Annotated in this window: 12 protein-coding genes; 9 read left to right on the top strand and 3 right to left on the bottom strand. The window is 64.8% G+C overall.

The window, feature by feature from the left end; genetic code table 11:
• Window positions 1–83 precede the first annotated feature (83 nt).
• Together QZ546_RS07580 and QZ546_RS07575 are read left to right on the top strand one after the other, a co-directional pair.
• The gene (locus QZ546_RS07580) at window positions 84–1,889 is read left to right on the top strand and encodes a glycoside hydrolase family 15 protein (RefSeq protein WP_294235981.1); all 1,806 of its coding nucleotides are present in this window, start codon (window positions 84–86) and stop codon (window positions 1,887–1,889) included.
• Between the two features lie 39 nt (window positions 1,890–1,928).
• A complete protein-coding gene (locus QZ546_RS07575) occupies window positions 1,929–3,977 on the top strand; it encodes an ATP-binding protein (RefSeq protein WP_294235980.1) in 2,049 nt (682 codons plus the stop codon).
• 15 nt (window positions 3,978–3,992) lie between these two features.
• On the opposite strand, the gene QZ546_RS07570 is transcribed toward QZ546_RS07575, so the two are convergent.
• From QZ546_RS07570 to QZ546_RS07560, 3 genes are all read right to left on the bottom strand, one after another.
• Window positions 3,993–4,265: a DUF1488 family protein gene (locus QZ546_RS07570; RefSeq protein WP_294235979.1), complete on the bottom strand. Its 273-nt coding sequence runs from the start codon at window positions 4,263–4,265 to the stop codon at window positions 3,993–3,995.
• Window positions 4,266–4,329: 64 nt separating this feature from the next.
• The gene (locus QZ546_RS07565) at window positions 4,330–4,761 is read right to left on the bottom strand and encodes a DUF2147 domain-containing protein (RefSeq protein ID WP_294235978.1); all 432 of its coding nucleotides are present in this window, start codon (window positions 4,759–4,761) and stop codon (window positions 4,330–4,332) included.
• A gap of 117 nt (window positions 4,762–4,878) precedes the next feature.
• A complete protein-coding gene (locus tag QZ546_RS07560) occupies window positions 4,879–6,213 on the bottom strand; it encodes an MFS transporter (protein WP_294235977.1) in 1,335 nt (444 codons plus the stop codon).
• A gap of 172 nt (window positions 6,214–6,385) precedes the next feature.
• Here QZ546_RS07560 and cyoA point away from each other — a divergent pair, with 172 nt between their 5' ends.
• Genes cyoA through QZ546_RS07525 form a run of 7 tightly spaced genes read left to right on the top strand, consistent with a single transcriptional unit; the run spans window position 6,386 to window position 13,193 of the window.
• Entirely contained in the window at window positions 6,386–7,597 is a 1,212-nt protein-coding gene (gene cyoA, locus QZ546_RS07555; protein WP_294235976.1) for a ubiquinol oxidase subunit II, read from the top strand.
• An 11-nt stretch (window positions 7,598–7,608) separates the two neighbouring features.
• A complete protein-coding gene (gene cyoB / locus QZ546_RS07550; protein ID WP_294235975.1) occupies window positions 7,609–9,603 on the top strand; it encodes a cytochrome o ubiquinol oxidase subunit I in 1,995 nt (664 codons plus the stop codon).
• A gap of 3 nt (window positions 9,604–9,606) precedes the next feature.
• Complete coding sequence (gene cyoC, locus QZ546_RS07545) at window positions 9,607–10,245, top strand: cytochrome o ubiquinol oxidase subunit III (RefSeq protein ID WP_294235974.1); 639 nt, start codon at window positions 9,607–9,609, stop codon at window positions 10,243–10,245.
• Window positions 10,242–10,640 (top strand): cytochrome o ubiquinol oxidase subunit IV, encoded by a 399-nt coding sequence (gene cyoD, locus QZ546_RS07540; protein ID WP_294235973.1) that lies wholly within the window; start codon window positions 10,242–10,244, stop codon window positions 10,638–10,640. Before cyoC ends, cyoD begins: the two co-directional genes overlap by 4 nt.
• Window positions 10,640–11,350 (top strand): SURF1 family protein, encoded by a 711-nt coding sequence (locus QZ546_RS07535; protein ID WP_294235972.1) that lies wholly within the window; start codon window positions 10,640–10,642, stop codon window positions 11,348–11,350. The genes cyoD and QZ546_RS07535 overlap by 1 nt, the downstream gene beginning before the upstream one ends.
• Window positions 11,351–11,382: 32 nt before the next feature.
• Window positions 11,383–12,657 (top strand): ATP-binding protein, encoded by a 1,275-nt coding sequence (locus QZ546_RS07530; protein ID WP_294236047.1) that lies wholly within the window; start codon window positions 11,383–11,385, stop codon window positions 12,655–12,657.
• Window positions 12,658–12,659: 2 nt separating this feature from the next.
• A complete protein-coding gene (locus QZ546_RS07525; protein WP_294235971.1) occupies window positions 12,660–13,193 on the top strand; it encodes a response regulator transcription factor in 534 nt (177 codons plus the stop codon).
• The last annotated feature ends 19 nt before the right edge of the window (window positions 13,194–13,212 follow it).

Here is a 13,212-nt window from a genome sequence, read left to right as displayed (position 1 = left end):
GTCCCACGGAGATTTAATGGTTCTGACGAGTTTTCAGGCTCCTAACCTGCATCATCTTTGACCTGGCGGAGCATGAGCGACCTGTGACCCTACCCGATCAGCATGCCGACCCGCTCCGCGACGCCGACGGCTTTCTCGACCTTGAAAATTACGCCGCGCTGGGGGACGGGCGGAGCGTTGCGCTCAGTGGGGCGGATGGTGCCATCGACTGGTGGTGCGTGCCCAACATGGACTCCGCGCCGCTGTTCGACCGGCTGCTGGACGGGGAGCGCGGCGGCACCTTTTCGATCACGCCGGTCGAGCCTTTCACCGTCGAGCGCCGCTATCGCACCCACAGCAATGTGCTGGAGACGATCTTCACCACGGCCAGTGGCCGCGCGAAGCTTGTCGAGTCGCTCAACAGCGGGCCCGCCGGGCGACTGCCCTGGGCGGAGTTGGCGCGGCGGGTGGAGGGGCTGGACGGCTATGTCCGATTCGCTATCACGCTGCGCTTCAGTCGCCGAGGAGATACCGTCAGCCCCTATTTCGCGCTGGCGGGCGGCCATAACGTCTTCCATGTCGACCGGGTGCTGGGTGTCTTCCGCCACTGCGCCCATGTGACGATCGACCATGTCGAGGATGGCCTGGTGATCGGCACGGCCGCGGTCGGGCCTGGCGACCGGGCGCGGATCGCAATCATCGCGGGCGAGGACGAGCCATTGGTTTGCCAGGACATCGAACAGATCGACGCGCGGATCGACCTGTCCGATTTCGAATGGCGGCAATGGGCGAGCGGGCTCAAGGTGCCGGACCTCCACCGGGACCGCATCCTGCGGAGCGCCCTGGCGCTAAAGCTGCTCCTCTATTCGCCCACCGGTGCCATCACGGCAGCGGCCACGACGTCGCTGCCCGAAGGGATCGGCGGCGAGAAGAATTACGACTATCGCTACGCCTGGGTCCGCGACGCGGGCTACACGATCAAGGCGTTCCTGCGCATCGGCGCGCATGGCGAGGCGAAGGCGGCCTTTACCTGGCTGCTCAAGCGACTGGGGGAGGGCGATCCGCAGGTCTGCTACACGCTGAACGGCCGCCCCGTTCCGGCCGAGCGCGAGATCGCGGTGAGCGGCTATCGCCATTCCCGGCCCGTCCGGGTCGGCAATCTGGCGGGTGGCCAGCACCAGCACGGTATCTACGGCGACATTTTCGAAACCGCGAGCCGCTTCGTCGCCTGCGGCAACTTCCTCGACACCGCCAGCGCGGAGACGCTGTCGCATCTGGCCGATACCTGCGCCGATCGCTGGCGGCTGCCCGACGCGGGCATCTGGGAACTGCCCGAGGAGCGGCATTACACCATGTCGAAGATCAGCTGCTGGCAGGCGCTGGCGCGCGCGGTCGAACTGGCCGACGAAGGGCAGATCCCGACCACCTGCCGTGATCGCTGGGCACGCGAACGCGATCGGATCGAGGCATGGATCGGCGAACATTGCTGGTCGGAAAAGCGCGGCGCCTATCTGATGCATCCCGACAGCGACGCGCTGGACGCGAGCCTGGCGCTGGCGGTGCGGTTCCGCTTCGACGGGCAGGACCGGCTGGCCCGCACGCTCGACGCGCTGGACAGGGAATTGGGATCCGGCGCGTTCCATTATCGCTATTCGGGGGTGCAGAAGGAAGAGGCCTGTTTCCTGGCCTGCACCTTCTGGATGATCGAGGCGCGCGCGATCCTGGGCCAGCGGAAGGCGGCGCAGGCGGCCTTCGACGCCGCGACGGAGGCGCTCGATAGCCGGGGTGCCGGACTCTATGCCGAAATGATCGACCCCAAGACGGGCCATTATCTGGGCAATATGCCACAAGGGCTCACCCATCTCGCCGTCATTCAGGCCGCTGCGACCCTGGCTGGCGAAGAATTGTGACGGTGGCGGACCGGGGATCGACTTGCTACCAGCATGCGGATGAGTACCGCGCTGTCCGATCCCCGTTTCGCGTTTCTGGAAGGAGGGGGTGAAGCCACCCGGCTGATCCTGGCGCGCGACTGGACCGGCCACCCGCTCGGTCCGCCGCAGGAATGGCCCGAGGCGTTTCGGGTCGCGCTCAGCCTGGTTCTCAACTCGCCGGAATCAATGATCCTCGCCTGGGGGCCCGATCTCCATTTCTTCTTCAACGAGACCTATTTCCCGCTGCTCGGACCCCGGCTGTCCTGGGCCATGGGGTCGCGGTTCGACGAGGTCTGGGCCGATGCGCTGGAACAGGCCCGGCCGATCATCGACGATGCGCTGGCAGGACGGACGCAGCGTTTCGTCGACCTGCCCTGGAAGCTGGATACCGACCGGGGCGAGGCACATACCTTCTGGTCCTTCTCCTACTCGCGCGTCCTCGATGGCGAGGGCAAGGTGGCCGGGCTCTTCATCTTCACCAACGAGACGACGGCCCGGGTTCATGCCGATAGGGCATTGCGCGAAAGCCAGGTGCAACTGTCCCAGGCGCTGGAGGAACTTCGCGCGCTGAACGTCACGCTGGAACAGCGGATCGTCGAGCGAACCGCCGAGCGCGACCGGATGTGGGACGTATCGCCCGACCTGCTGACCGTGGTCGGCGCGGAGGGTATCATCCACCGCGTCAATCCGGCCTGGCAAACGCTATTGGGCTATGAACCGTCCGATTTGATCGGACGCCTGATCCTGGATTTGGTGCAGGACGAGGACCGGCCGGCCGCCGAAAAGGCGCTGAAGGCCTCGCTGACCGGCAGCGTCACGCGCATCGAACTGCGTCTGCGCCATGCCCAGGGACATGACGAATGGATCGCCTGGGTCGGGGCGTCCAGCGCCTATGAGGTTTTCGGGGTGGGCCGCCACATCACCCAGCAAAAGGCCGCCGAAGCCGCGCTGCGCACCACAGAGGAACAATTGCGCCAGGCCCAGAAACTGGAGGCGATCGGCCAGCTGACGGGCAGCGTCGCGCATGATTTCAACAACCTCTTGACCGTCATTCGCGGCTCGATCGACCTGCTGCGTCGCGCAGAATTCCCGGCCGAGCGCCGCCAGCGCCAGATCGACGCCATTGCCGACGCGGCCGACCGTGCGGCCAAGCTGACCGCGCAATTGCTGGCCTTCGCCCGACGCCAGCCGCTGACGCCCGAAATCGTCGATGTCGGCGACAGCATCACCGCACTGACCGACATGATCACGACGCTGTGCGGTCCGGGCATTCGGTTGGTCCTTGATCTGCCCGACGCGCCGTGCCGCGCGCATGTCGACCGCAGCCAGCTCGATACCGCGATCGTCAACATGGCGGTCAACGCACGCGACGCGATGGCGGGGCAGGGGCAGCTGACCGTTCAAATCCGGGGCCGGGCCGGCGCGACCGGCAAGCCGCAGGTGCATATCGCGATCGCCGATACGGGCGAGGGTATTCCACCGGACCGGCTCGACCAGATTTTCGAGCCCTTTTTCACGACCAAGCGCCTGGGGGCCGGGACAGGTCTGGGGCTTAGCCAGGTCTTCGGCTTTGCCCGTCAGTCGGGTGGCGACGTCCATGTCGTCAGCGCACCGGGACAGGGCGCGACCTTCACGCTGGTCCTGCCGCAGGTGGATGGCCTGCCTGTGCCGGACAGCCGGTCGAGCGGGATGCCGGGCGCGCCGCATGCCGATCGCTGCGTCTTGGTGGTCGAGGACAATATCGAGGTCGGCCAGTTCGCGGTCGAGGCGCTTCGGACGCTGGGCTGTCGGACGGTCATCGCGACCAACGCGGCTGCGGCAATCGAGGAGCTGAATGCCGGAGCCGAACGCTTCGATCTCGTCTTTTCGGATGTCATGATGCCGGGCCAGTCAGGCATCGACTTCGCCCATGACATCGCCCGCAACCATCCGGGCCTGCGGATTCTGCTCACCAGCGGCTATAGCCAGGTCATCGCCGATGAGGGTAGCCATGGCTTTGCCCTGCTGCGCAAGCCCTACACGCTGGCGGAACTTGCGCAGCAGATCGACCGGCTATTCAGCCGCTGATCCCGGGCAACGGGATCAGTCGAGGTCGTTCTCGCTGACGACGACCAGCGACTGGGTCATGTCACGGCCGAGCGCGGTCTGTGCCGCCTCGAGAATGTCGTCGGCGTACCGCTCGAACAGTTCGACGGCATCGCCATCGGGTACGTCGCCGCTTAACGCCTCAAGCAGGTCATACTGAACGGCGAACTGATATTCTTCACCGTCCAACTCCCCGACGAATTCCACCTGCCGTTCGGACGCATTGTCCTCGACCGTATCGGCAATCACTGTCAGCGCATCGTCCGCCATGGCGTTCCTTTCCCTGCTATCGCGTCGGGGACGCCGCAAACGCGAGACGGTTCCATCGGAGCCGCTATTTGATCCGGCGCCAGCGTTGTTCGCGGCACCCGAGCCGCCCCAGCAGGCACCCTTCGCCCACCAGCGTCCGCGCGTCCACCTGGGTGATCGTGCCCTCTACCTCGCGACCGATATCGGGGATGTAGACGGTGCCCGCCCAGCGGCCGGGTTCTTGCTCTTCGAAGTCGGTGAACAGCTCGGTTCCGACCAGACGTGGCGAACTGCCTCGCGCGGCATCGGCCTTGGCCTGTTCGCTTGCCCAGACGACCGTACCGCACATCAGCTGCGCATCGCGTCCGCGACCACAGGGGGCGAAGCGGACCTGCACCGTGTTCGACGGATTGGCCCAGATGCCTGCGGGCACCCGCGCGTCCGCAGCGCTCGCGAATAATGCGCCGCCCGCCACTGCCATGGCCGTTACGGCCTTACGCCAATTGCCTATCGTCATATCGCCTCCTACCGGGCCTGATACGCACCCAAGATGAATGTAGGATGGCCTTCCCCAAAGCAAAACGGCCAGCGGGTCGCCCCGCCGGCCGCTTCGTTTTCGGATCACCGATGCGCGTTACGAAGCGCGCTTGGCGAGTTCCTTGTTGATGCCGAGCGCGGCGAGCGTCCCGACCGCACCCGACAGCAGATAGGCGCCGACCGCCAGCAGGCCGAAATGGCTCGACAGCAACAGCGCGGCGAGCGGCGCGAAGCCCGCGCCGATCAGCCAGGCCAGGTCCGAGGTGATCGCGGCGCCCGTATAGCGGCGCAGCGACGAGAAGCCCGAGTTGATCGCACCCGACGACTGGCCGAAGCCCAAGCCCAGCAGCAGGAAGCCGAGGACGATATAGATCGTCTCGCCCGTGCCGCCATTGTCCAGCAGCTGCGGCGCGAAGCCCGCAAAGGCGGCGATACCGGCGGCCGAGAAACCGAGCAGGGTACGGCGACCGACACGGTCGGCGATCTTGCCCGAGGCGAGGATCGCGAACACGCCGACGATGCTGCCGATGATCTCGATCATCATGAAGTCCTGCGGGCGTTCCTTGTTGAACAGCACGACCCAGGACAGCGGGAACACCGTCACGATGTGGAACATCGCGAAGCTGGCGAGCGGCGCGAAGGCGCCCAGGATGACCGTGCGGCCTTCGGTGCTCAGCGTCTCGCCGACCGGCGCGGGCTGAAGCTCGCGGGTCTCGAACAGGCGCTGGAACTCGGGCGTCGCGACGATGCGCAAACGGGCGAAGAGCGCCACGACGTTGATCGCGAAGGCCACGAAGAACGGATAGCGCCAGCCCCAGTCGAGGAAGTCGGCGGTGCTCAGCGTCGTCAGGAAGAAGGCGAACAGCCCGTTGGCGACCAGCAGGCCGAGCGGCGCGCCCAGCTGCGGGATCATCGCATACCAGCCGCGACGACGCTCCGGTGCGTTCAGCGACAGCAGCGAGGGCAGGCCGTCCCAGGCCCCGCCCAGGGCGAGACCCTGCATGATGCGGAAGATGCCGAGCAGGACGGCGGCCGAGGTGCCGATCTGCGCATAGCCGGGCAGGAAGGCGATCGCCATGGTCGATCCGCCGAGCAGGAACAGCGCGATGGTCAGCTTGACCCCGCGTCCGAGGTTACGGTCGACCGCCATGAAGATGAAGGTGCCGATCGGGCGCGCGATGAACGCGAGCGAGAACAGCGCGAATGAATAGAGCGTACCGGTCAGCGCGTCGACATAGGGAAAGATCAGCGACGGGAACACCAGCACCGAGGCGATGGCGTATACGAAGAAGTCGAAAAATTCCGACGTACGCCCGATGATGACGCCGATGGCGATATCGCCCGGCGCGACATGGTGCGGATCACGGGCATTGACCAGCCGCGCGTCCCGCTCAAGGGGCGTCGAGGTCGATGCGGTTAACTCTGCGCTCATCGGCTGCCAGTCCTGACTTCTTGCATGTTCCCATCGGCGGATCGGATGCGGCGCATAACGACCGCGCAGAACCGCCATTCTGCTGCGCCTATGCGCCTTTCGATCGGGCGGGGGGATTGGACAAACTGTCCAATGTGCGCAGGTGCAGCAAAGGCGTAGCGGCGCTTTCCATATGTCTCATTCGTCGAGCCTTGCGCGCCTGCGCCCTCTTCGCTGGGCCGCCTTGCCCCTCCTGGCCATGCTGGGGGGATGCGACGCGGTCGTGCTCAACCCTGCCGGTGACGTCGCCGTGCAGCAACGCGATCTGGTGCTGATCGCGACGGCCCTGATGCTGCTCATCATCATTCCGGTGATGGCGCTGACGGTGCTGTTCGCGTGGCGCTATCGCAAGAGCAACACGGACGCCGAATATGATCCGGATTTCGATCACTCGACCATGCTGGAGCTGGTGATCTGGTCGGCGCCGCTGCTGATCATCATCTGTCTCGGTGCGGTGACCTGGACGAGCACCCATCTGCTCGACCCGTACCGCCCGATCGAGCGCACAGCTCCCGGCCAGCCGATCGCCTCTAGCGTCAAGCCGCTCGAGGTTCAGGTCGTCGCGCTCGACTGGAAATGGCTGTTCATCTATCCGGAACAGGGCATCGCCACGATCAACGAACTGGCGCTGCCGGTCGACCGCCCGGTCGAGTTCCGGCTGACCGGCACCTCGGTGATGAACGCCTTCTACGTCCCCGCCATGGCCGGCATGATCTACACCATGCCCGGCATGGAGACGAAGCTGCATGCGGTCATCAACCGCGAGGGCACGTTCAAGGGCTTGTCGTCGCATTATAGCGGCGCGGGCTTCTCGGGCATGAACTTCCCGGTCTACGCGCTCCAGGCGAATGGCTTCGACCAGTGGGTCGAGAAGGTCCGCTCCTCGCAGGCCGGTCAGGCAAAGGGCAAGGGCCAGCTGACCCGCGCCGCGTTCCTGACGGTCGAGAAGCCCAGCGAATATGTGCCCGCCATGTATTTCAACGGCGTGCAGGGCGGCCTGTTCGATCGTGTCGTCAACCGCTGCGTCGCCGACAACACCCCGTGCATGTCCGACGTGATGATGCACGACCGGATGAGCGGTGGCGGCGACCCGCACAAGATGAAGGTCGGCGAGGGCAATCCGCCGGTCAACAATACCGGCCCGATGCATGGTGAGCGGACCAAGGGCGCACTCGAAAAGTCGCCCGAGGAAATCCAGACCTCGCCGCATCAGAGCAAGGAGCCTGTGCCCTCCAACGGCGTGCAGGAACCGGGCGAGATGAAGAACCGCCGCATGTCCTTCCTTTCCATCCCGCAGACCCCCGGCCCGCAGACCTTTGGTCATGCCGGTGCGGGTCGCGGCTGAGGCACGCCATCATGGAACACATCATAAAGACCATCTTCGGGCGGCTATCGATCGAATCGTTGCCGATCCACGAGCCGATCGTCGTCGGCACCTTCCTGGGTGTCGCGGTCGGCGGCATCGCGGTGCTGGCGCTGATCACCAAGTTCAAGCTGTGGGGCTATCTCTGGAAGGAGTGGTTCACCACGGTCGATCACAAGCGCATCGGGATCATGTACATGATCCTGGGCATCGTGATGCTACTGCGCGGCTTTGCCGACGCGCTGATGATGCGCGGGCAGCAGGCGATCGCGTTCGGCGATAACCAGGGCTTCCTGAACTCGCATCACTATGACCAAGTGTTCACCGCCCACGGCGTCATCATGATCTTCTTCGTGGCGATGCCGATCATCACCGGCCTGATGAACTATGTGGTGCCGCTCCAGATCGGCGCGCGCGACGTGTCCTTCCCGTATCTCAATAACTTGAGCTTCTGGATGACCGCGGGCGGTGTCGTGCTGGTCATGGCCTCGCTGTTCATCGGCGAGTTCGCGCGGACCGGCTGGCTGGCCTTCCCGCCGCTGTCGGAGCTGGACTTCAGTCCCGATGTCGGCGTCGACTATTATATCTGGGCACTGCAGGTGGCGGGTGTCGGTACGACCCTGTCGGGCATCAACCTGATCGCGACGATCATCAAGATGCGCGCGCCGGGCATGACCATGATGAAGCTGCCGGTGTTCTGCTGGACCTCGCTGTGCGCGAACGTCCTGATCGTCGCCAGCTTCCCCGTGCTGACCGCCACGCTCGTCCTACTGTCGCTCGACCGTTACGTCGGCACCAACTTCTTCACGAACAATCTCGGCGGCAACCCGATGATGTACGTGAACCTGATCTGGATTTGGGGTCACCCGGAGGTGTACATCCTGATCCTGCCGCTGTTCGGCGTGTTCTCGGAAGTGACCTCGACCTTCTCGGGCAAGCGGTTGTTCGGCTATACCTCGATGGTCTACGCCACGATCGTCATCACGATCCTGTCGTACCTGGTCTGGCTGCACCACTTCTTCACCATGGGTTCGGGCGCCAGCGTCAACTCGTTCTTCGGCATCACCACCATGGTGATCTCGATCCCGACGGGTGCGAAGATCTTCAACTGGCTGTTTACCATGTACAAGGGGCGCATCCGGTTCGAGCTGCCGATGATGTGGACCATCGCGTTCATGCTGACCTTCTCGATCGGTGGCATGACCGGCGTTCTGCTGGCCGTTCCGCCCGCCGACTTCGTGCTGCACAACTCGCTGTTCCTGATCGCGCACTTCCACAACGTGATCATCGGCGGCGTGCTGTTCGGCGCCTTTGCCGCGATCAACTACTGGTGGCCCAAGGCCTTCGGCTTCAAGCTCAACCAGTTCTGGGGCAAGGTGTCGTTCTGGCTGTGGGTCATCGGCTTCTGGGTTGCCTTCACGCCGCTCTACATCATGGGCCTGATGGGCGTGACGCGTCGCCTCCATCACTTCGACGATCCGTCGCTGCAAATCTACTTCATCGTCGCACTCCTGGGTGCGCTGATGATCGCGGGCGGCATCGGGGCCTTCCTGGTCCAGATCGGCGTGTCGATCTGGAAGAAGGAAGAACTGCGCGACGTGACGGGTGATCCCTGGAACGGTCGTACGCTGGAATGGGCGACCTCGTCGCCGCCGCCGGACTACAACTTCGCCTTCACGCCGGTCATCCATGAGCTGGACGCCTGGTACGACATGAAGGACAAGAAGGCGCAGGCGCCGGTCGAGGGCTATCGTCCGATCCACATGCCCAAGAACACGGGCACCGGCGTCATCATCGCCGGCCTGTCGACCGCCTTCGGGTTCGGCATGATCTGGTACATGTGGTGGCTCGCCGCCTTCGGCCTGATCGGTGTCGTCGTCGTCGCCATCTGGCACACGTTCAACTATGACCGCGATTATTACATCCCCGTCGAGGAAGTCGTGGCAACGGAAAGCGAGCGGCGTCGCCTGCTCGGGCAGGGAGCCTGATCCATGTCGACCGATGTTCTGAGCGCCGATCCGGCGAAGAACCCGACCTATTATCTGGTCGAGGACGAGGATCATCATCACAAAGGCGGTGGCTCCACGGCCATCGGCTTCTGGATGTACCTGATGAGCGACTGCCTCATCTTCGCCATCCTGTTCGCCACCTACGGCGTGCTGGGCACCAGCTATGCGGGCGGGCCGACCCCGCGGGAGATTTTCGAGCTTCCGCTGGTCGCGCTCAACACCTCGATGCTGCTGCTATCGTCGATCACCTATGGCTTCGCCATGATCGCGATGGAGAAGAACCAGAAGTCGAACACGCTGATCTGGCTGGGCATCACCGGCCTGTTCGGTCTCGCCTTCCTGTCGATCGAGCTCTACGAATTCGCCAACCTCATCCATGAGGGCGCGGGTCCGCAGCGTTCGGCCTTCCTGTCGTCCTTCTTCACGCTCGTCGGCACGCATGGTCTGCACGTAACCTTCGGTTCGATCTGGCTGGTCACGCTGATGGTGCAGGTCGGCCGCTTCGGCCTGATCGAGGCGAACAAGCGTCGCCTGATGTGCCTGTCGATGTTCTGGCACTTCCTGGACGTCGTCTGGATCGGTGTCTTCACCTTTGTCTATCTGATGGGAGTTCTCCGTTGAGCGCTCATACCCCGCATGGTCATGGCGACCACGGCCACGACGATCACGCGCATGGCGACACCCATGGCCATGGCTCGATAAAGGGATACATGATCGGCTTCGTGCTGTCGGTGATCCTGACGGCCATCCCGTTCTGGGCGGTCATGACCGGCGCACTGGGCGATACCCAGACGACCGCGCTCGTCATCATGGGTCTGGCCTTCGTCCAGATCGTCGTCCACATGATCTACTTCCTCCACATGAACACCAAGTCGGAGGGTGGCTGGACGATGATGGCGCTGGTGTTTACCGCTGTGCTGGTCGTCATCACGCTCAGCGGATCGATCTGGGTCATGTATCACATGAACACCAACATGATGCCGGACATGGCCGCCCAGATGGGCGGCGGCATGTAATGGCGGACGCCGGCGTAAGGGGCGGGCGGCGGGGCCGCTCGCCGCTGACGCTGGCGGTCCTGACCGCGATCGGCTTGGCGCTGATCGCGGGGTTCGTCTCGCTTGGCGTGTGGCAATTGCAGCGCCGGGTGTGGAAGCTGAACCTGATCGCAACCGTCGAGGCGCGGCTCCACGCACCACCGGTTGCGGCGCCTCCGACTGCCGACAAGGCCGATGCCTATCGCCGGGTCACGGCAGAAGGTCGCTTTCGCAACGATCGTGAGACGTTTGTCCAGGCCGTAACCGAGCGCGGGCCCGGCTATTGGGTCATCACCCCGCTGGCGGGGCCAAACGTCACCATTCTGATAAATCGCGGCTTCGTGCCTGCCGAGAAGCGCCAGGATCATAGTCGCCCGGACGGACCGGTTCGGGTCACGGGATTGGTCCGCGTGACCGAGCCCGGAGGCGCATTCCTCCGGTCGAACGACCCGGCCGCCGATTGCTGGTATTCACGCGACGTCGCCGCAATTGCCCAGGCCAAGCGGCTGGGGCCGGTCGCGCCCTATTTCATCGACGCGGATGCCAGCCCCAATCCCGGCGGCTATCCGGTGGGCGGGCTGACGGTGGTCGCCTTCCGCAACAGCCATCTGTCCTATGCGCTGACCTGGTTCGCGCTGGCGATCCTGACGATGGTCGGCCTCGTCATCCTGTGGCGGCGGGGCCGCGATTGACCTCGGGCGAGCCGCCTTTCCTGCCCTTCACGATGCGGCCGCGCGAACCCGATCCGACGGCGGGCACCGCGAATATGCGCCAGCTTATCCACCTGCGCTGGATGGCGGTGGCGGGACAGCTGGTGACGATCCTGTTCGTCAATCGCGTGATGGGCGTGGAGCTTCCCATTCCGGCGATGATGGGCGTGCTGGTCATGGCCATCGCGATCAACCTGCTCAGCCATTTCCGCCTGCGCTTTCATCGGATCACCAATACCGAATTGCTGTTCGCGCTGATGTTCGACGTCGGCACGCTGACGCTCCAGCTGTTTCTGGCGGGGGGCGCGACGAACCCGTTCATCTCGCTCTATCTGATCCAGGTTGTGCTGGGCGCGGTACTGTTGGAAACCTGGTCCGCCTGGGCGCTGGCGGGGATCACGGGCGTGTGTTTCGGGCTGTTGTCGCTGCACCACAGGCCGCTGGCCTTTCCGCCCTGGTTGTTCGGAGACATTGCCGGGCTTCACACGCTGGGCAACTGGCTGGGCTTCGCGTTGGTCGCGGGGCTGCTGATCCTGTTCGTCACCCGGATCAGCCATAATCTCCGGCGCAGTGCCGCGCGCCTGGCCGATCTGCGCCAACAGGCGTCCGAGGAAGAGCATATCGTCCGCATGGGCCTGCTCGCCTCGGGCGCGGCGCATGAGTTGGGCACGCCACTGGCCAGCCTGTCGGTCATCCTGAGCGACTGGCGGCGCGTGCCGAAGCTGCGCGACGACGCCGAACTGATGGGCGAGATCGCCGAGATGCAGGCGGAGGTCCAGCGCTGCAAGGCGATCGTCACCCGCATCCTGCAATCGGCGGGTGAACCGCGCGGCGAGGCGGCCGAACTGTCCGAGGTCGGGCGCTTCATCGACACGATCGTCGAGGAGTGGCGGCAGAGCCATGCGCAGGTGACGCTCGACTATCGCCGGACGGACGATGACGCTGCCATCGTATCCGATCCCGCGATCAAGCAGGCGGTATGGAACGTGCTCGACAATGCGGCGGAGGCATCGCCGCACTGGGTCGGCTTGAGCGTCGCGCGGGAAGGCGGGGCGGTGGCAGTCCGCGTCACGGATCGCGGTGCGGGCTTTACCGACACCACCTTGGCGCAGGTCGGCCGTCCCCAGCAATCGACCAAGGGCGAGGGGCATGGCGTCGGCCTGTTCCTGGTGTCGAGCGTCGTCCGCAAGCTGGGCGGACGGGTCGAGGCGGCGAACCGGCCGGAGGGTGGCGCGGTGGTGACGCTCACCCTACCTTTAAGCATGATCGGCGTGTCGGATCGGGAGTAGATATGGACGACGGACGCTCTTTGGTGATCGTCGAGGACGACGAGACCTTCGCACGAACCTTGCAGCGGTCCTTCGAGCGGCGGGGATACCGGGTCTGGGTGGCCGCCAGCCCGGATGCACTGGTGGCGACCTTGCGCGAAACGACGCCGCGCTATGCGGTGGTCGACCTGAAACTCGGCCAGGCCTCGGGGCTGGCCTGCGTCCAGACGCTACACGCGCATGATCCGGCCATGCTGATCGTCGTGCTGACCGGCTTCGCCAGCATCGCGACCGCGGTCGAGGCGATCAAGCTGGGCGCCTGCCATTACCTGGCCAAGCCGTCCAATACCGATGATATCGAAGCGGCCTTCCACAAGGCGGGCGGTGACGCGACGACCGCGATCACCGACCGGCCCAGCTCGATCAAGACGCTGGAATGGGAGCGGATCAACGAGACGCTGGCCGAAACCAATTTCAACATCTCGGAAACCGCGCGGCGCCTGGGCATGCACCGCAGGACCCTCGCCCGGAAGCTGGAAAAGCGCCACGTCCCTTAAGACGCGGCGCTTATTCCCC

Source organism: uncultured Sphingomonas sp. (assembly GCF_913062585.1).
Lineage (GTDB): Bacteria > Pseudomonadota > Alphaproteobacteria > Sphingomonadales > Sphingomonadaceae > Sphingomonas.
This window is presented reverse-complemented; position numbering and strand designations above follow the sequence as displayed.